Origin of the sequence: Streptomyces sp. NBC_00846 (genome assembly GCF_045207325.1) — a bacterium.
Lineage (GTDB): Bacteria > Actinomycetota > Actinomycetes > Streptomycetales > Streptomycetaceae > Streptomyces.
In genome coordinates this window covers 778175-797186 of the sequence record NZ_CP108846.1, presented here as the reverse complement: position 1 = coordinate 797186, position 19012 = coordinate 778175, and the positions used below count along the sequence as shown (strand labels likewise).

12 protein-coding genes and 3 rRNA genes are annotated in these 19012 nt (G+C 64.3%); 13 read left to right on the top strand and 2 right to left on the bottom strand.

The annotated features are described in order from the left end of the window. Positions 1-127: 127 nt before the first annotated feature. Both OG936_RS03710 and OG936_RS03705 read left to right on the top strand, forming a co-directional pair. A complete protein-coding gene (locus OG936_RS03710; protein ID WP_406492507.1) occupies positions 128-2104 on the top strand; it encodes an acetoacetate--CoA ligase in 1977 nt (658 codons plus the stop codon). Positions 2105-2171: 67 nt separating this feature from the next. Next, entirely contained in the window at positions 2172-3107 is a 936-nt protein-coding gene (locus OG936_RS03705) for a hypothetical protein (protein ID WP_406492505.1), read from the top strand. Positions 3108-3169: 62 nt separating this feature from the next. Here the strand turns inward: OG936_RS03705 and ptsP are convergent, their stop codons facing one another. After that, a complete protein-coding gene (ptsP, locus tag OG936_RS03700) occupies positions 3170-4840 on the bottom strand; it encodes a phosphoenolpyruvate--protein phosphotransferase (protein WP_406492503.1) in 1671 nt (556 codons plus the stop codon). 76 nt (positions 4841-4916) lie between these two features. Continuing rightward, positions 4917-5366: a PTS glucose transporter subunit IIA gene (locus OG936_RS03695; RefSeq protein ID WP_406492501.1), complete on the bottom strand. Its 450-nt coding sequence runs from the start codon at positions 5364-5366 to the stop codon at positions 4917-4919. A 687-nt stretch (positions 5367-6053) separates the two neighbouring features. On the opposite strand from OG936_RS03695, the gene OG936_RS03690 reads away from it, so the two are divergent. The 11 genes from OG936_RS03690 (at position 6054) to OG936_RS03640 (ending at position 18964) form a co-directional block, all read left to right on the top strand. Further along, positions 6054-7579, top strand: a 16S ribosomal RNA gene (locus tag OG936_RS03690). Positions 7580-7876: 297 nt separating this feature from the next. After that, positions 7877-11001 (top strand): 23S ribosomal RNA (locus OG936_RS03685). Positions 11002-11078: 77 nt separating this feature from the next. Beyond that, positions 11079-11195: ribosomal RNA gene (rrf, locus tag OG936_RS03680) — 5S ribosomal RNA — on the top strand. The 16S, 23S and 5S rRNA genes sit together here, the layout of an rRNA operon. Positions 11196-11343: 148 nt before the next feature. Continuing rightward, positions 11344-11952, top strand: coding sequence for a CDP-alcohol phosphatidyltransferase family protein (locus OG936_RS03675; RefSeq protein ID WP_266744946.1), 609 nt, complete (start codon positions 11344-11346; stop codon positions 11950-11952). A 113-nt stretch (positions 11953-12065) separates the two neighbouring features. Then, positions 12066-14561: a sugar phosphate nucleotidyltransferase gene (locus tag OG936_RS03670; protein WP_406492499.1), complete on the top strand. Its 2496-nt coding sequence runs from the start codon at positions 12066-12068 to the stop codon at positions 14559-14561. A gap of 98 nt (positions 14562-14659) precedes the next feature. After that, positions 14660-15574: a DUF881 domain-containing protein gene (locus OG936_RS03665; RefSeq protein WP_406492498.1), complete on the top strand. Its 915-nt coding sequence runs from the start codon at positions 14660-14662 to the stop codon at positions 15572-15574. After that, positions 15571-15903, top strand: coding sequence for a small basic family protein (locus tag OG936_RS03660; RefSeq protein ID WP_003970459.1), 333 nt, complete (start codon positions 15571-15573; stop codon positions 15901-15903). Before OG936_RS03665 ends, OG936_RS03660 begins: the two co-directional genes overlap by 4 nt. Positions 15904-15908: 5 nt before the next feature. After that, a complete protein-coding gene (locus OG936_RS03655) occupies positions 15909-16697 on the top strand; it encodes a DUF881 domain-containing protein (RefSeq protein WP_406492496.1) in 789 nt (262 codons plus the stop codon). A gap of 190 nt (positions 16698-16887) precedes the next feature. Then, the gene (locus OG936_RS03650) at positions 16888-17676 is read left to right on the top strand and encodes an FHA domain-containing protein (protein ID WP_383762159.1); all 789 of its coding nucleotides are present in this window, start codon (positions 16888-16890) and stop codon (positions 17674-17676) included. 17 nt (positions 17677-17693) lie between these two features. Further along, a complete protein-coding gene (locus OG936_RS03645; RefSeq protein WP_383762157.1) occupies positions 17694-18437 on the top strand; it encodes a MerR family transcriptional regulator in 744 nt (247 codons plus the stop codon). Between the two features lie 53 nt (positions 18438-18490). Next, on the top strand, positions 18491-18964 hold the full coding sequence (locus OG936_RS03640) for a bifunctional nuclease family protein (protein ID WP_006123076.1): 474 nt from the start codon (positions 18491-18493) through the stop codon (positions 18962-18964). Positions 18965-19012 lie beyond the last annotated feature (48 nt).

Genomic DNA, 19012 nt, shown 5'->3' with positions numbered 1-19012 from the left:
GTGGTGAACCCTGGTGCGAAAGACGATCACATGGCATCGTCCGTAAAAGCCGCCTCACGCGCACACCCCAGCACGTGTGCGCGCGTCCCACGCCCACCCCGCGTACCCGTACAGTCAGGGAGCCGCCATGACCGCAGCAGCCAACGAAGCCCCCCTCTGGCAGCCCGGCCCCGACCGCATCGCGGCCGCGGCCGTCACCCGCTTCCAGAACTGGGCGGCAGAGCGGTACGGAGCACCGGCCGAAGGCGGCTACCCGGCGCTGCACCGCTGGTCGGTCGACGAGCTCGACACCTTCTGGCAGGCCGTCGCCGACTGGTTCGACGTACGGTTCTCCACCCCGTACGAAGCCGTCATCGGCGACCGCACCATGCCCGGCGCCCAGTGGTTCCCCAGCGCCACCCTCAACTACGCCGAACACGCCCTGCGCACTGCCGAGGACCCTCTGCGCGCGGACGCCCCCGCCCTGATCCACGTCGACGAGACCCACACCCAGGCCCCCATTTCCTGGTCCGAACTCCGCCGCAGGGTCGGATCGCTCGCCGCCGAGCTCCGCGCGCTCGGCGTCACACCGGGCGACCGCGTCAGCGCCTACGTCCCCAACATCCCCCAGGCCGTCATCGCCTTCCTCGCCACCGCGGCCGTCGGCGGCGTCTGGACCTCCTGCGCCCCCGACTTCGGCGCCCGCAGCGTCCTCGACCGCTTCCAACAGGTCGAACCCGTCGTCCTCTTCACCGTCGACGGCTACCGCTACGGCGGCAAGGAACACGACCGCACCGACACGGTCGCCGAGCTGCGCCGCGAACTCCCCACCCTGCGCGCCGTCGTCCACATACCGCTGCTGGGCACCGAGGCCCCGGAGGGCACCCTCGACTGGTCCGCCCTCACGTCCGCCGACACCGAGCCCCTCTTCGAACAGGTCCCCTTCGACCATCCGCTGTGGGTGCTCTACTCCTCCGGTACGACCGGACTCCCCAAGGCGATCGTCCAGTCCCAGGGCGGCATTCTGCTCGAACACTTCAAGCAGATCGGCCTGCACTGCGACCTCGGCCCCGACGACCGGTTCTTCTGGTACACCTCCACCGGCTGGATGATGTGGAACTTCCTCGTCTCCGGCCTGCTCACCGGGACCACACTCGTGCTGTACGACGGAAGCCCCGGCTACCCGGACGTCAGCGCCCAGTGGCGCGTCGCCGAACAGACCGGAGCGACCCTCTTCGGCACCTCCGCCGCCTACGTCATGGCCTGCCGCAAGGCCGGCGTCCACCCGGGCCGCGACTTCGACCTCTCCCGCGTCCAATGCGTCGCCACCACCGGCTCCCCGCTCCCGCCCGACGGATTCCGCTGGCTCCACGACGAGGTGGACGACAACCTGTGGATCGCCTCCGTCAGCGGCGGCACCGACGTCTGCAGCTGCTTCGCCGGCGCGGTCCCCACCCTCCCCGTGCACATCGGCGAGCTCCAGGCCCCGTGCCTCGGCACGGACCTCCAGTCCTGGGACCCCGCAGGCAAGCCCCTCATCGGCGAGGTCGGTGAACTCGTCGTCACCGCACCCCTGCCCTCCATGCCGATCCGCTTCTGGAACGACCCCGACGGCAGCCGCTACCACGACAGCTACTTCGACATGTACCCCGGCGTCTGGCGCCACGGCGACTGGATCACGATCACCGAACACGGCTCGGTCGTCATCCACGGCCGCTCCGACTCCACCCTCAACCGCCAGGGTGTACGGATGGGCTCCGCCGACATCTACGAAGCCGTCGAACGACTCCCCGAAGTCCGCGAATCCCTCGTCATCGGCATCGAAGAGCCCGACGGCGGCTACTGGATGCCGCTCTTCGTCCACCTCGCCGACGGCGCCGCGCTCGACGACGACCTGCGCGACAGCATCAAGCGGACCATCCGGGAGAACCTCTCCCCGCGCCATGTCCCGGACGAGATCATCGAGGTCCCGGGCATTCCGCACACGCTCACCGGCAAGCGCATCGAGGTTCCGGTCAAGCGCCTCCTGCAAGGCACAGCCCTGGCCAAGGCGGTCAACCCCGGCTCGATCGACAACCTCGAACTCCTCCACTTCTACGAGGACCTCGCCCGCAAGCGTCACTGACCGGCCGCGTTGTCAGTGCTCTTGATTACTCTGAGTGAGCAATGATCGACAGCGCACTGGGGGAGTCATGGCGCAGACCAGGAACACCAAGCACGACAAGACCAGCAGGACCAGCGGGTACCTCCGGTCCGGCACATCCATGCGACGCACGCTGCGCCGCGAAGCACCCAGCACCATCGGCCTCCTGGCCGACGAGCAGGACTTCGCGGCGATGCGGCGCTATCGCACCTTCACCTTCGACGACCACACCATCTATCTCCAGCAGGTGGAGGGCCTGCTGAAGGCCCTCGCCGCACAGGGCATGCACGCCACGGTCGCCCTCTTCGACCCGGAGGAGTACGCGGAGTTCTGCACCGAGTCCGGAATCGCTGCCGATGCTCCCGCCAGTCGTAGCCGCTTCACCGCCGAAATCGCCTCGGCCGGCGCCACAGTCGCGTACACCGGCCAACCCATCGACACCCTGATCCCGCTTCTGGTCGGCCGAGCCGTCCGCCGGGCCACCTGGGAGTACGCCACGATGACCCTGGCCGACCTCGGAGCCTGCGCGGACTGCGGTCAGGACGTCGGCCGCGCCGCCTTCGACCGGGCTTCCCACCTCCTGCTGCGCATGCTGGGGACGGCCGGCCCGGGCACCCACCACCTCGTCTGCAGCACCCCCACCGAGAACGAGCACCTGCTCGCCGTCCTGCACACCGAGCGCGACACCACGGGGCCCGCTCGCCTCGAATCAGCGGAAGGAGCCGAGTTCGTCACGGTGCTCGCCGTCGGTATCGCCCTCGAAAAGCCCGGGGGAGTCGTACTCCGCACGAGCAACCCCGGCACCCAGGACAGGGTCCACGGCTGGCGGCTGGCCCGCGGCAACCTGGTCCCGCTCACCGCCGGCGAGGTCTTCAGCGCCTACTGCACCGATGCCGACACCGGCGAACCCGTCTCCCCGGAGTCACACGTGGAGTACTGCGCGGGCTTCGACCTTGGCGCGGACGAACCGGAGTCGCACCACTGACAGGCCGAAGGGGCTCCCTGTCGGCATCGGCAGAGAGCCCCTTCACCACAGACACATCGGGGCTATTCGCCCGACAGCACCGCCTGCGCCGCTACCCGCGCCTCTTCGGCGGAGTCGGCCGCACGAGCGGCGGAAGCGGCCCGCTCGCACTGCGCGAGCGTGTACTTCGCCAGGGTGGCGCGGACGTAGGGGATGGACGCGGCGCCCATCGACAACGACGTCACACCCAACCCCGTCAGGACACAGGCAAGCAGCGGATCGGAGGCGGCTTCACCACAGACACCACAGCTCTTGCCGTCGGCCCTGGCCGCCTCCGCAGACAGCGCTACGAGGTCGAGCAGCGCAGGCTGCCAAGGATCCTGCAGCCGCGACACCGCACCCACCTGACGGTCGGCGGCAAAGGTGTACTGCGCCAGGTCATTCGTGCCCAGCGAAAGGAACTCAACCTCCCGCAGGATCGAGCGCGCGCGCAGAGCCGCGGACGGAATCTCCACCATCGCACCGAACTTCGCCGCCAGCCCGGCCGCACGACAGGCATCGGCGAAGGCCTTTGCGTCCGCACGGTCCGCCACCATCGGAGCCATGACCTCGAGGTGGACGGGCAGACCTTCGGCAGCCTTCGCCAGCGCGGTGAGCTGGGTCCGCAGCACCTCGGGGTGATCCAGGAGGCTCCGCAGCCCACGCACACCCAGTGCCGGGTTGGGCTCGTCCGTCGGCGTCAGGAAGTCGAGCGGCTTGTCTGCGCCGGCATCCAGCACCCGCACCACGACACGTCCCTCAGGGAACGCTTCGAGCACCGCCCGGTACGCCGCGACCTGCTTCTCTTCGGACGGCGCCTGCTTGCTGTCGTCCAGAAACAGGAACTCGGTACGGAACAGTCCCACGCCTTCCGCGCCGGCCTCGACGGCAGCCGGCACATCACCGGGCCCGCCCACATTCGCGAGCAGCGGGACCTTGTGACCGTCGGAGGTCGCACCCGGACCGGTCGAAGCGGACAGCGCGGCCTTGCGCGCCGCAGCGGCACGCTCCATCTCCGCACGCTTCTCGGCGCTGGGCTCGACAAAGATCTCACCGGTGCTGCCGTCCACCGCGACGACGGTGCCCTCGGCCAGCTCACCGGCCCCGGGGAGCGCCACCACAGCGGGCACACCGAGCGCACGCGCCAGAATCGCGCTGTGACTGGTGGGCCCGCCCTCCTCGGTCACGAATCCGAGCACCAGCGCAGGGTCGAGCAGCGCCGTGTCGGCCGGCGCGAGGTCCCTGGCGATCAGGACATAGGGCTCGTCGCTGTCCGGCACACCGGGCATCGGCACACCGAGCAGGCGAGCCACGATCCGGTTACGCACGTCGTCGAGGTCGGCGACCCGCCCGGCGAGGTACTCGCCGGCGCTGGCGAGCAGCGCCCGATAGGCGGCGAACGCGTCGTAGACGCCGCGTTCGGCGGTGCTGCCGACGGCAATGCGCCGCTCCACATCAGCAATCAGCTCCGGGTCCTGCGCCATCATGGCCTGGGCCTCGAGCACATGCTGAGCCTCGCCACCGGCAAGATTGCCGCGCGCGATCAGATCGGCCGCCACCGCTTCCACAGCCTGGCGAGCGCGCCCCTGTTCGCGCTCCGCCTCCTCGGCAGGGATCTGCTTGGCCGGCGGTTCGAGCATCGCCGTACCCATATGACGAACCTCGCCGATCGCAACTCCGTGGCTCACACCGACGCCTCGCAGCGTTGTCTCCATTGCACCCGCCTCCGGTTGTGCGGCGGTCCATGCCTCCGCGGTGGATATCCAGTCGGCTGTCATCGAGCCGCGTCCGTCACTGCCAGCCGAACAACGTGTCGCCCATCTTCACGTCGCCGTCCTCGCGGACATCGGAGAGGGAGTCAGCGGTGGCTTCCAGCGCGACGATCGGGCACACGGGGGACTTGCCGGCGGCCTCGACGCCCGCAGGGTCCCACCGCACGATGCCCTGACCTCGGGTGACCGTGTCCCCCTTGTTCACGAGCAGTTCGAAGCCCTCGCCATTGAGCTGAACGGTGTCGATGCCGAGGTGGACGAGCACACCGTGCCCGTGATCGTCCACGACGACGAACGCGTGCGGGTGCAGGGAGACAACGATGCCGTCGACCGGCGCTACGGCTTCGGACGGCTCGCGCTCGGGATCAATGGCGGTTCCGGGCCCCACCATCGCGCCGGAGAAGACCGGGTCCGGTACCGCGGTGAGCCCGACGGCACGCCCGGCAAGAGGGGACGTCACAGTGGTCATGGGGAACCTCCCAGGGGGTGGAGCTCGATTGGCGCCGTCACGGCTTGCGGACGACGGCGTGCTGTTCAGCAGAGTAAGTCATAAGAAGTCCCGTTTCTGGCCGAGTCCTGACGGTTCGCGACCTTAGAAGGGCGCCGGAAACGATTTGCCTCGACTCCCAACTGCCTGTACTGTCGTATTCCTGCCTGGCCCCAGTGCGACTTCGAGTCGGGGGTCGGCAGCGACTTTTTAAGCCCTGAATCTAACTTGGATCGGCACCCGCATGCCTGTGGGGGCTGGTCAAGGGAAATGGAAAGGCCTGATAGAGTCGGACTCGCCGGAAAGGGAAACGCGAAAGCGAAGAACTGGAAAGCGAACCCGCTTCGACCGGGAATCGGACACGAAAGAGTCTGATAGAGTCGGAAACGCAAGATCGAAGGGAAAGCCCGGAGGAAAGCCCCAGAGAATGTTCTGCGGGTGAGTACAAAGGAAGCGTCCGTTCCTTGAGAACTCAACAGCGTGCCAAAAGTCAACGCCAGATATGTTGATACCCCGGCCTGCTTCGGCAGGTTGGTGGTTCCTTTGAAAGTCCTGCCGGGCCTCACGGTTTCGGTAGGCAATTACACAGCGAGGACGCTGTGAACGATCGGTCTTATTCCGGCTGATCGTTCCGCTCTCGTGTTGTGTTGTCTCGATTACGGGAAAACATTCACGGAGAGTTTGATCCTGGCTCAGGACGAACGCTGGCGGCGTGCTTAACACATGCAAGTCGAACGATGAAGCCCTTCGGGGTGGATTAGTGGCGAACGGGTGAGTAACACGTGGGCAATCTGCCCTTCACTCTGGGACAAGCCCTGGAAACGGGGTCTAATACCGGATGACACTCTGTCCCGCATGGGACGGGGTTGAAAGCTCCGGCGGTGAAGGATGAGCCCGCGGCCTATCAGCTTGTTGGTGGGGTGATGGCCTACCAAGGCGACGACGGGTAGCCGGCCTGAGAGGGCGACCGGCCACACTGGGACTGAGACACGGCCCAGACTCCTACGGGAGGCAGCAGTGGGGAATATTGCACAATGGGCGAAAGCCTGATGCAGCGACGCCGCGTGAGGGATGACGGCCTTCGGGTTGTAAACCTCTTTCAGCAGGGAAGAAGCGAAAGTGACGGTACCTGCAGAAGAAGCGCCGGCTAACTACGTGCCAGCAGCCGCGGTAATACGTAGGGCGCAAGCGTTGTCCGGAATTATTGGGCGTAAAGAGCTCGTAGGCGGCTTGTTGCGTCGGTTGTGAAAGCCCGGGGCTTAACCCCGGGTCTGCAGTCGATACGGGCAGGCTAGAGTGTGGTAGGGGAGATCGGAATTCCTGGTGTAGCGGTGAAATGCGCAGATATCAGGAGGAACACCGGTGGCGAAGGCGGATCTCTGGGCCATTACTGACGCTGAGGAGCGAAAGCGTGGGGAGCGAACAGGATTAGATACCCTGGTAGTCCACGCCGTAAACGTTGGGAACTAGGTGTTGGCGACATTCCACGTCGTCGGTGCCGCAGCTAACGCATTAAGTTCCCCGCCTGGGGAGTACGGCCGCAAGGCTAAAACTCAAAGGAATTGACGGGGGCCCGCACAAGCAGCGGAGCATGTGGCTTAATTCGACGCAACGCGAAGAACCTTACCAAGGCTTGACATACACCGGAAAGCATCAGAGATGGTGCCCCCCTTGTGGTCGGTGTACAGGTGGTGCATGGCTGTCGTCAGCTCGTGTCGTGAGATGTTGGGTTAAGTCCCGCAACGAGCGCAACCCTTGTTCTGTGTTGCCAGCATGCCCTTCGGGGTGATGGGGACTCACAGGAGACTGCCGGGGTCAACTCGGAGGAAGGTGGGGACGACGTCAAGTCATCATGCCCCTTATGTCTTGGGCTGCACACGTGCTACAATGGCCGGTACAATGAGCTGCGATGCCGCGAGGCGGAGCGAATCTCAAAAAGCCGGTCTCAGTTCGGATTGGGGTCTGCAACTCGACCCCATGAAGTCGGAGTTGCTAGTAATCGCAGATCAGCATTGCTGCGGTGAATACGTTCCCGGGCCTTGTACACACCGCCCGTCACGTCACGAAAGTCGGTAACACCCGAAGCCGGTGGCCCAACCCCTTGTGGGAGGGAGCTGTCGAAGGTGGGACTGGCGATTGGGACGAAGTCGTAACAAGGTAGCCGTACCGGAAGGTGCGGCTGGATCACCTCCTTTCTAAGGAGCACTTCTTACCGGGCTTGCCTGGTCAGAGGCCACTACGTCGGCAAATGTTCGACGGTGGTTGCTCATGGGTGGAACGTTGACTATTCGGCACGACAGGTTGTTGTTCACTAGTACTGCTTCGGCGTGGAACGTGGGGATGACCGGTCGGGTCGGGCACGTTGTTGGGTATCTGAGGGTACGGCCGTGAGGTCGCCTTCAGTTGCCGGCCCCAGTGAACCTGTTCTTCGGAGCGGGGTGATGGGTGGCTGGTCGTTGTTTGAGAACTGCACAGTGGACGCGAGCATCTGTGGCCAAGTTTTTAAGGGCGCACGGTGGATGCCTTGGCACCAGGAACCGATGAAGGACGTGGGAGGCCACGATAGGCCCCGGGGAGCTGTCAACCGAGCTTTGATCCGGGGGTGTCCGAATGGGGAAACCCGGCAGTCGTCATGGGCTGTCACCCGCTGCTGAACACATAGGCAGTGTGGAGGGAACGAGGGGAAGTGAAACATCTCAGTACCCTCAGGAAGAGAAAACAACCGTGATTCCGGGAGTAGTGGCGAGCGAAACTGGATGAGGCCAAACCGTATGCGTGTGATACCCGGCAGGGGTTGCGCATGCGGGGTTGCGGGAGTTCTCTTGATCAATCTGCCGATTGGTCGACGAGTCAGAAACCGTTGATGTAGGCGAAGGACATGCGAAAGGTCCGGCGTAGAGGGTAAGACCCCCGTAGCTGAAACATCAACGGCTCGTTTGAGAATTTCCCAAGTAGCACGGGGCCCGAGAAATCCCGTGTGAATCTGGCGGGACCACCCGCTAAGCCTAAATATTCCCTGGTGACCGATAGCGGATAGTACCGTGAGGGAATGGTGAAAAGTACCGCGGGAGCGGAGTGAAATAGTACCTGAAACCGTGTGCCTACAAGCCGTGGGAGCGTCGCTGTATGTGCTTGCACATGCAGTCGTGACTGCGTGCCTTTTGAAGAATGAGCCTGCGAGTTTGCGGTGTGTTGCGAGGTTAACCCGTGTGGGGAAGCCGTAGCGAAAGCGAGTCCGAATAGGGCGTTTTAGTAGCACGCTCAAGACCCGAAGCGGAGTGATCTAGCCATGGGCAGGTTGAAGCGGAGGTAAGACTTCGTGGAGGACCGAACCCACCAGGGTTGAAAACCTGGGGGATGACCTGTGGTTAGGGGTGAAAGGCCAATCAAACTCCGTGATAGCTGGTTCTCCCCGAAATGCATTTAGGTGCAGCGTCGTGTGTTTCTTGCCGGAGGTAGAGCACTGGATAGGCGATGGGCCCTACCGGGTTACTGACCTTAGCCAAACTCCGAATGCCGGTAAGTGAGAGCACGGCAGTGAGACTGTGGGGGATAAGCTCCATGGTCGAGAGGGAAACAGCCCAGAGCATCGACTAAGGCCCCTAAGCGTACGCTAAGTGGGAAAGGATGTGGAGTCGCAGAGACAACCAGGAGGTTGGCTTAGAAGCAGCCACCCTTGAAAGAGTGCGTAATAGCTCACTGGTCAAGTGATTCCGCGCCGACAATGTAGCGGGGCTCAAGCGTACCGCCGAAGTCGTGTCATTCCAGCGTATAGGGCCAACGCCTGCTGGGATGGGTAGGGGAGCGTCGTGTGCCGGGTGAAGCAGCCGCGGAAGCGAGTTGTGGACGGTTCACGAGTGAGAATGCAGGCATGAGTAGCGATACACACGTGAGAAACGTGTGCGCCGATTGACTAAGGGTTCCTGGGTCAAGCTGATCTGCCCAGGGTAAGTCGGGACCTAAGGCGAGGCCGACAGGCGTAGTCGATGGACAACCGGTTGATATTCCGGTACCCGCTTTGAAACGCCCAATACTGAATCAGGCGATGCTAAGTCCGTGAAGCCGGCCCGATCTCTTCGGAGTTGAGGGTAGTGGTGGAGCCGACGAACCAGACTTGTACTAGGTAAGCGATGGGGTGACGCAGGAAGGTAGTCCAGCCCGGGCGGTGGTAGTCCCGGGGTAAGGGTGTAGGCCGTGTGGTAGGTAAATCCGTCACACGTTAAGGCTGAGACCTGATGCCGAGCCGATTGTGGTGAAGTGGATGATCCTATGCTGTCGAGAAAAGCCTCTAGCGAGTTTCATGGCGGCCCGTACCCTAAACCGACTCAGGTAGTCAGGTAGAGAATACCGAGGCGTTCGGGTGAACTATGGTTAAGGAACTCGGCAAAATGCCCCCGTAACTTCGGGAGAAGGGGGGCCATCACTGGTGAGGAGACTTGCTCTCCGAGCTGGGGGTGGCCGCAGAGACCAGCGAGAAGCGACTGTTTACTAAAAACACAGGTCCGTGCGAAGCCGTAAGGCGATGTATACGGACTGACGCCTGCCCGGTGCTGGAACGTTAAGGGGACCGGTTAGCCGACTTTCGGGTCGGCGAAGCTGAGAACTTAAGCGCCAGTAAACGGCGGTGGTAACTATAACCATCCTAAGGTAGCGAAATTCCTTGTCGGGTAAGTTCCGACCTGCACGAATGGCGTAACGACTTCTCGACTGTCTCAACCATAGGCCCGGTGAAATTGCACTACGAGTAAAGATGCTCGTTTCGCGCAGCAGGACGGAAAGACCCCGGGACCTTTACTATAGTTTGATATTGGTGTTCGGTTCGGCTTGTGTAGGATAGGTGGGAGACTTTGAAGCGGCCACGCCAGTGGTTGTGGAGTCGTCGTTGAAATACCACTCTGGTCGTGCTGGATGTCTAACCTGGGTCCGTGATCCGGATCAGGGACAGTGTCTGATGGGTAGTTTAACTGGGGCGGTTGCCTCCTAAAGAGTAACGGAGGCGCCCAAAGGTTCCCTCAGCCTGGTTGGCAATCAGGTGTTGAGTGTAAGTGCACAAGGGAGCTTGACTGTGAGACCGACGGGTCGAGCAGGGACGAAAGTCGGGACTAGTGATCCGGCAGTGGCTTGTGGAAGCGCTGTCGCTCAACGGATAAAAGGTACCCCGGGGATAACAGGCTGATCTTCCCCAAGAGTCCATATCGACGGGATGGTTTGGCACCTCGATGTCGGCTCGTCGCATCCTGGGGCTGGAGTCGGTCCCAAGGGTTGGGCTGTTCGCCCATTAAAGCGGTACGCGAGCTGGGTTTAGAACGTCGTGAGACAGTTCGGTCCCTATCCGCTGTGCGCGTAGGAATATTGAGAAGGGCTGTCCCTAGTACGAGAGGACCGGGACGGACGAACCTCTGGTGTGCCAGTTGTTCTGCCAAGGGCATGGCTGGTTGGCTACGTTCGGAAAGGATAACCGCTGAAAGCATCTAAGCGGGAAGCCTGCTTCGAGATGAGTATTCCCACCAACTTGATTGGTTAAGGCTCCCAGTAGACGACTGGGTTGATAGGCCAGATGTGGAAGCCCGGTAACGGGTGGAGCTGACTGGTACTAATAGGCCGAGGGCTTGTCCTCAGTTGCTCGCGTCCACTGTGTTTGTTCTGAAATAACGAACGGCCGTGTTGTTCCGGTGTTGGTTAATTTCATAGTGTTTCGGTGGTCATTGCGTTAGGGAAACGCCCGGTTACATTCCGAACCCGGAAGCTAAGCCTTTCAGCGCCGATGGTACTGCAGGGGGGACCCTGTGGGAGAGTAGGACGCCGCCGAACTCCTTTTACGGGAAAGCCCCGTGCCCTTGTGGCACGGGGCATTCCCGCGTTCAAGAGCTTTTCCGATACCCCCGTGCACCCGGCGTCGGTGGCCGAGGGTAAGGTCAGGGGGCATCATTGGCACGTTCTTCACACAGGAGGCCCCCGGGTGGAGGTCCAGGAGACTCGGGTCCAGACGGACCGGGTACTCACCATCCCCAACATCCTCAGCATGGCTCGCCTCGTCGGGGTCCCGCTCTTCCTGTGGCTGATTCTTCGCCCCGAGTTCGGCGGGCCCAAGAGCGATGGCTGGGCACTGCTGGTGCTGATGCTCAGCGGGGTCAGCGACTACCTCGACGGTAAGCTCGCTCGCCGGTGGAACCAGATCAGCAGCCTCGGCCGGCTCCTGGACCCCGCCGCTGACCGCCTCTACATTCTTTCGACCCTCGTTGGCCTAACCTGGCGGGAGATCCTGCCGCTCTGGCTCACCGCGGCACTTCTGGCCCGCGAACTGATGCTCCTCGTGATGGTGGGAATCCTGCGCCGTCATGGCTATCCGCCGCCCCAGGTGAACTTCCTGGGGAAGGCCGCCACGTTCAACCTGATGTACGCGTTCCCCTTGTTGCTGCTCAGCGATGGAAGTGGTTGGCTGGCATCTCTGGCTGCTGTTTTCGGATGGGCGTTCGCAGGTTGGGGTACAACGCTCTACTGGTGGGCAGGGATCCTTTACGTGGTTCAGGTCCGCAGACTCGTCAAGGCGGATGTAGCAGCCGATTGAGCTCGTTGACGCGGTGCCGCGCAGAGTGGCCGGCCCGCCGCTGATGATTCGGATGGCGCCCCGACGGGCGAAGTCGGCCAAACCGTCGTCTGTTCAAGGAGGACGTTTCCGACATGAAGGCCGTCGTGATGGCTGGCGGCGAAGGCACTCGTCTTCGCCCCATGACCTCAAGCATGCCCAAGCCGCTTCTGCCCGTCGCCAATCGGCCGATCATGGAGCATGTGCTGCGGTTGCTCAAGCGGCACGGGCTCAATGAGACCGTAGTAACGGTCCAGTTCCTCGCCTCGTTGGTCAAGAACTACTTCGGGGACGGTGAAGAGCTCGGGATGGAGCTCAGTTACGCCAACGAGGAGAAACCGCTCGGCACTGCGGGGAGCGTGAAAAATGCTGAGGAAGCACTGAAGGACGACACCTTCCTCGTGATTTCCGGTGATGCACTCACCGATTTCGATCTCACCGACCTCATCGCCTTCCACAAGGAAAAGGGCGGGCTGGTGACCGTGTGCCTGACCCGGGTGCCGAATCCACTGGAATTCGGCATCACCATCGTCGACGAGGCGGGCCAGGTAGAACGTTTCCTGGAGAAGCCCACCTGGGGCCAGGTCTTCTCGGACACCGTCAACACAGGCATCTACGTCATGGAGCCCGAGGTATTCGACTATGTCGAGGCCGACGTCTCCGTGGACTGGTCCGGTGATGTTTTCCCGCAGCTGATGAAGGAAGGAAAGCCCATCTACGGCTATGTCGCCGAGGGCTACTGGGAGGACGTCGGTACCCACGAGAGCTATGTGAAGGCTCAGGCCGACGTTCTCGAGCGCAAGGTCGACGTCGAGATCGACGGCTTTGAGATCTCGCCGGGCGTATGGGTCGCGGAAGGCGCCGAAGTGCATCCCGACGCGGTACTGCGAGGCCCCCTGTACATCGGGGACTACGCAAAAGTCGAAGCCGGCGTGGAGATTCGCGAGCACACGGTCATCGGATCCAACGTCGTTGTCAAGAGCGGCGCTTTTCTGCATAAGGCCGTGGTGCACGACAACGTCTACATCGGTCAGCAGAGCAACCTGCGCGGATGCGTGATCGGCAAGAACACCGACGTCATGCGGGCCGCCCGTATCGAGGACGGCGCGGTCATCGGCGACGAATGTCTGGTTGGTGAGGAATCGATCGTTCAGGGAAATGTTCGGGTTTACCCGTTCAAGACGATCGAGGCCGGTGCCTTTGTCAATACCTCGGTGATCTGGGAATCACGGGGGCAGGCTCATCTCTTCGGGGCCCGTGGTGTATCCGGGATTCTGAACGTCGAGATCACGCCGGAGCTGGCTGTCCGGCTCGCCGGAGCGTATGCCACGACTCTCAAGAAAGGGTCGACGGTCACCACGGCACGTGACCACTCCCGCGGTGCCCGTGCGCTGAAGAGAGCGGTGATCTCCGCGCTTCAGGCCAGCGCCATCGACGTACGGGACCTGGAGAACGTACCGATGCCCGTCGCGCGCCAGCAGACCGCACGCGGCAGTGCCGGTGGGATCATGATCCGTACGTCCCCCGGGGTACCCGACTCGGTCGACATCATGTTCTTCGACGAGCGGGGCGCGGACCTCTCACAGGCACGCCAGCGGAAGCTGGACCGGGTCTATGCACGTCAGGAGTACCGTCGGGCCTTCCCGGGGGAGATCGGGGACCTGCACTTCCCGTCCAGCGTCTTCGACTCGTACACCGGATCGCTGCTGCGGAACGTGGACACCGCAGGGATCGCCGACGCGGCTCTCAAAGTCGTCGTGGACGCCTCCAACGGCAGTGCCGGGCTCGTCCTTCCCAGCCTGCTCGGACGGCTCGGCGTGGACGCGTTGACCATCAATCCCGGCCTGGACGAATCCCGGCCCACCGAGTCCGCCGAAACCCGGCGGTCCGGACTGGTGCGGTTGGGGGAGATCGTCTCCTCGGCACGGGCTGCCTTCGGCGTGCGGTTCGACCCGGTCGGTGAGCGACTCTCCCTGGTCGACGAACGGGGCAGGATCGTGGAGGACGACCGGGCACTCCTGGTGATGCTCGACCTCGTGGCCGCCGAGCGGCGCAGTGGGCGGGTGGCATTGCCGGTGACCACCACGCGGGTCGCCGAGCAGGTCGCGGCGTACCACGGCACGCAGGTCGAATGGACGACGACATCGCCCGACGATCTGACGCGCGTGGGACGTGAGGAAGGCACCATCTTCGGTGGGGACGGCCGCGGCGGCTTCATCGTTCCCGAATTCAGCAGCGTCTTCGACGGCTCCGCCGCCTTCGTGCGACTCCTCGGGCTCGTCGCCAGGACCCAGCTCACCCTCAGCCAGATCGATGCCCGCATTCCCCGTGCCCACGTCCTGCGGCGGGATCTGGCCACACCTTGGGCTGTCAAGGGCATGGTCATGCGCCGGGTCGTGGAGGCCGCCGGGGACCGCAGTGTGGACACGACGGACGGCGTGCGGGTCGTCGAGGCCGACGGGCGATGGGTGATGGTGCTTCCGGACCCGGCCGAGGCTGTCACCCATTTGTGGGCCGAGGGCCCGGACGACGCCTCCGCGCAGGCGTTGCTGGACGAATGGGCAGCGGTTGTGGACAGCGCAGGTCACTGAGGGTTCCACCGTTGGACCCGGAGGCATCGAGCGACGCCTCCGGGCCCATCGGTGGGGCCATTCGGCGGTAGCAGTGGCGACGTGCGACGATGTGCGGCATGTCGCAGCAGCCCCCCGATCGGAGTACCGCCTCGCGCCCCGACGCGTCCATGTCGCTGCTGACCAATGTGATGGACCACAGCCTCGACGACGGGTACGCCGAGGCATCGGCGCGTCGCAAGGCAGACGGGAGCGCGGGACTGCCCCGCACACTCAAGGCGAAATTCGGCCTCGCCGCCTGTCTGGTCCTTGCTGCCCTTGTCGTCACGCTCGGTGCCGCGCAGGCACGTGTTGCCGCGCCGGTCCTCGCCAAGGAGCGCGAGGAATTGATCGACCGTATCGGCGAGGAGACGGCAGCGGCGGACAACCTCGAGGCGCAGGTCGACAAGCTCCGGGACGATGTGGGCAGTCGACAGCGCAAGGCGCTGGAGAAGCACGGGGGGGACCAGGGGGAACTGGTGGCGTTGCTCGCCGGCGCGACACCGGTGGAAGGGCCCGGCGTGAAACTCGTCGTCGACGACGCCAAGGGCACCGACCAGGGCGGTGGCGGGCCGAGGGAGACCAGCGGGTTTTCCGACACCGGGCGGGTCCGCGACCGGGACCTGCAGCGCGTCGTCAACGGCCTGTGGCAGTCCGGTGCGGAAGCGATCGCCATCAACGGGCAGCGTCTGACCGCCCTGTCGGCGATCCGCGCGGCCGGCGACGCCATACTGGTCGACAACAGACCGCTCGTGCCGCCGTACACGGTGCTGGCGGTGGGGGACGGGAAGCCGTTGAGCAGCGCATTCCAGGACAGTGCCGACGGCCAGTATCTGCAGGCGCTCAAGGACACTTTCGACATCCGGACGAGCACGTCCGTCCAGGAAAAGGTGAGCCTCCAAGTCGCGCCGAGCCTGATCGTACGAACAGCAGAGCCTTACAAGGCCGCAGACACCGGCAGTGGTGCGGCAGAGACAGGGAAGGGCACATCGTGATCGCCGTACTGGGCCTCGTCGTGGGAGTCGTGGTCGGACTGTTGGTCCGGCCCGAGGTGCCGGCGGTGGTCGAGCCTTATCTTCCGATCGCTGTGGTGGCTGCTCTGGACGCAGTCTTCGGCGGTCTGAGGGCCATGCTCGACGGAATCTTTGTCGACAAGGTGTTCGTTGTGTCGTTCCTGTCGAATGTCGTGGTGGCCGCACTGATCGTGTTCCTGGGCGACAAGCTGGGCGTCGGCGCGCAGCTCTCCACCGGTGTGGTGGTCGTGCTCGGGATCCGGATCTTCTCCAACGCCGCGGCCATCCGCCGGCACGTCTTCCGGGCCTGATGCCGATGAGCAACGAAGAACTTCCCAGCGGCAAGGAGCATCCCGGCGAGGAGTCGGCCGACGCTGCCAAGGAGCTCACCGGGCGTCAGCGGCTCATCGCCGGTCTGTGGCCGCCGCGGGTGACACGGGCCCAACTCATCGTCGCGCTGCTGCTGTTCGTCCTCGGCCTCGGGCTGGCCATTCAGGTCCGTTCGAACAGCGACAACAGCGCACTGAGAGGTGCCCGCCAGGAGGACCTCGTCCGCATTCTCGACGAGCTGGACGACCGCACACAGCGTCTGGAGGACGAGAAGCAGCGTCTCGACGCTCAGCGAACGGAGCTGGAGAACAGCTCCGACCAGGCCGAGGAGGCGCGCAAGCAGACGGTGGAGAAAGAACGGCAACTCGGGGTCCTCGCGGGTACCGTGGCCGCGCACGGGCCCGGGATCACCCTCACCGTCAACGACCCGGGAAACGGAGTGAAGGCAGACATGCTGCTCGACGCGCTCCAGGAGCTGCGTGCGGCGGGCGCCGAGGCGATCGAGGTCAACGGCGTCAGAGTGGTGGCCAGTACCTACTTCTCCGGTGACGGCGGCAAGGTCAAGGTTGACGGCCGTAAGATCGCCGCGCCGTACGTGTTCAAGGTGATCGGCAAGCCCCAGGACCTGGAGCCGGCGCTGAACATCCCCGGCGGTGTGGTGCAGACACTGGAGAAGGAGCAGGCCACCGTGCATGTTGAGCAGGCCGACGACATCGTCGTGGATGTCTTGCGACCGGCAAAGCGGCCTGACTACGCTCGGTCGTCGTCCCCGTGAGGCCGCGGCACCGAGGGGGCGAAGGATACGGGCAGGCGGTTGCGGGGGGTCGCCGCATCGTAATGGTGGTGCGTGGTGGAAACTGTCGAGTGGATACGGACGTTGTGAAGATGTCCGGGTCGGCAGGTGTGTTCATTCAGGGTTCGTCCTGCCCCACGGGCGGGTCTATTTCGGTCAAGGGGAATCGCCCGTGAAGTTGTTTGGGAAGTTGTTCGGCAAGAGCGCTCGCGATGAGGCTGCCCGCCATCGCGCACCGCGCCACGGCCAGGCGGATGAGCAGGGCTCGGAGCGCCCGCTCTTCCGCGATCAGGTGTCCGGTTCGGGCAGTGACAATGCGGGTGCTTCCGGCGCGTCGTCTGTTGACCCTGCCGGTGCCGGCCGCATAGGTTCCGGAGAACCGTCAACCTCAGGTACAGGTGGAGGGTTTACCCCGAGGCAGGAGGGTTCGTCCATGCCAGTGTGTACGAGGTGCGGTCATCGCAACGCCGAGGCCAGTCGTTTCTGCTCCAACTGCGGTGCGCCGCTGAGGGGCGGAATTCCCGAGCGTGCCTCGGAGACGACCTCGACCATTTCCATCTCAGGTCTCGAGGCGTACGAGGCGGAGGCCACCGGGCAGACGCTCGCGCCGTCCCTCTCGCCCGAGGCTCAGGCCGCTGTCGACGCCCTTCCGCTCGGGTCGGCGCTGCTCGTGGTGCGGCGCGGTCCGAATTCAGGCAGCCGCTTCCTGCTGGACAGCGAGCTGACCACGGCCGGCCGCCACCCGCAGAGCGACATCTTCCTCGACGACGTGACGGTGTCGAGGCGGCACGTGGAGTTCCGCAGGAGCTCAGACGGAAGCTTCACGGTCGGGGATGTGGGCAGCCTCAACGGCACCTACGTCAATCGCGAGCGCATCGACTCCGTCGCCCTGTCCAACGGTGACGAAGTGCAGATCGGCAAGTACCGGCTGGTCTTCTACGCAAGCCAGCGGGGCATCTGACCCGTCAGGGAAGGTCCATGCTGAGAACACCGACGGGCGGTGCCGGTCACGGCACCGCCACTGCCGACGACCGCCCGATGAGCATCGGCACGGTGCTCCTGCAGCTGCGGGACGAGTTTCCCGAAGTGACGATCTCCAAGATTCGTTTCCTGGAGGCCGAAGGGCTTGTCGAACCGCAGCGGACCCCCTCCGGCTACCGCAAGTTCCGTGCGGCCGACGTGGAGCGGCTCGCGCAGGTGCTGCGTATGCAGCGGGATCACTACCTCCCGCTGAAGGTCATCCGCGAGCATCTGGACGCCCTCGCCCGCGGCGAGCAGTCCGCCCTGCCCTCCGGAGGCGGTCCCCGGGACCTGACCGACGGTGGCTGGGATGCGCAGTCCGGGAGGGCGACCGCGGCCCGGATCGGCCGTGCCGAGCTGCTGGCGGCGACCGAGGCCACCGAGAGTGACCTCGACGAGTGGGAGTCGTACGGCCTGGTCGCTCCGAGCGGCGAGGGCGGCTACGACGCCGAGATGGTCACGGTGGCCAAGCTTGTGGCGGATCTGGGCCGATTCGGTCTGGAACCGCGTCACCTGCGTGCCATCCGGGCAGCCGCCGACCGCGAGGCGGGACTCATCGAGCAGGTGGTCGCGCCCCTGCGGCTGCACCGGAATCCGCAGACCAGAGCGCATGCCGAGGCCACCGCGAGGGAGCTCGCCGAGCTGTCGGTTCGACTTCACTCGGCCCTGGTGCAGACCGCTCTGAAGGTCCGGTTCCACTGATCTCGTCGGTGCCCGACTACCCAAACCTGCCGAGCACGTCCTAGGGTTGCTGTGTGAACGAGCTCGACGTTGTGGGTGTCCGGGTGGAAATGCCCTCGAACCAACCGATCGTGCTCCTGCGTGAAGTGGGAGGCGACCGGTACCTCCCCATTTGGATCGGTCCTGGTGAGGCGACTGCGATTGCCTTTGCCCAGCAGGGCATGGCGCCGGCCAGGCCGCTGACCCATGATCTCTTCAAGGATGTGCTCGAGGCCGTCGGCCAGGAGCTCACCGAGGTCCGCATCACGGACCTGCGCGAAGGGGTCTTCTACGCGGAGCTGGTATTCGCCAGCGGGGTCGAGGTGAGCGCGCGGCCGTCCGACGCCATAGCGCTCGCGTTGCGCACCGGAACGCCGATCTACGGCAGCGACGGGGTGCTCGACGACGCCGGCATCGCCATCCCCGACGAGCAGGAGGACGAGGTGGAGAAGTTCCGCGAGTTCCTCGATCAGATTTCACCAGAGGACTTCGGCACCAACAGTCAGTGACCGTTCTACGGGGTCGCCGTCAGCGCATTCGACAAGCCTTTCCCGCTC

What these genes read in the sequence shown, in the direction of transcription:
- OG936_RS03710 (WP_406492507.1), top strand. Translation starts at nt 128, where the DNA reads ATGACCGCAGCAGCCAACGAAGCCCCCCTCTGGCAGCCCGGCCCCGAC.
- OG936_RS03705 (WP_406492505.1), top strand. Translation starts at nt 2,172, where the DNA reads ATGGCGCAGACCAGGAACACCAAGCACGACAAGACCAGCAGGACCAGC.
- OG936_RS03655 (WP_406492496.1), top strand. Translation starts at nt 15,909, where the DNA reads ATGAGCAACGAAGAACTTCCCAGCGGCAAGGAGCATCCCGGCGAGGAG.
- OG936_RS03665 (WP_406492498.1), top strand. Translation starts at nt 14,660, where the DNA reads ATGTCGCAGCAGCCCCCCGATCGGAGTACCGCCTCGCGCCCCGACGCG.
- OG936_RS03695 (WP_406492501.1), bottom strand. Translation starts at nt 5,366, where the DNA reads ATGACCACTGTGACGTCCCCTCTTGCCGGGCGTGCCGTCGGGCTCACC.
- ptsP (WP_406492503.1), bottom strand. Translation starts at nt 4,840, where the DNA reads ATGGAGACAACGCTGCGAGGCGTCGGTGTGAGCCACGGAGTTGCGATC.
- OG936_RS03645 (WP_383762157.1), top strand. Translation starts at nt 17,694, where the DNA reads ATGCTGAGAACACCGACGGGCGGTGCCGGTCACGGCACCGCCACTGCC.
- OG936_RS03670 (WP_406492499.1), top strand. Translation starts at nt 12,066, where the DNA reads ATGAAGGCCGTCGTGATGGCTGGCGGCGAAGGCACTCGTCTTCGCCCC.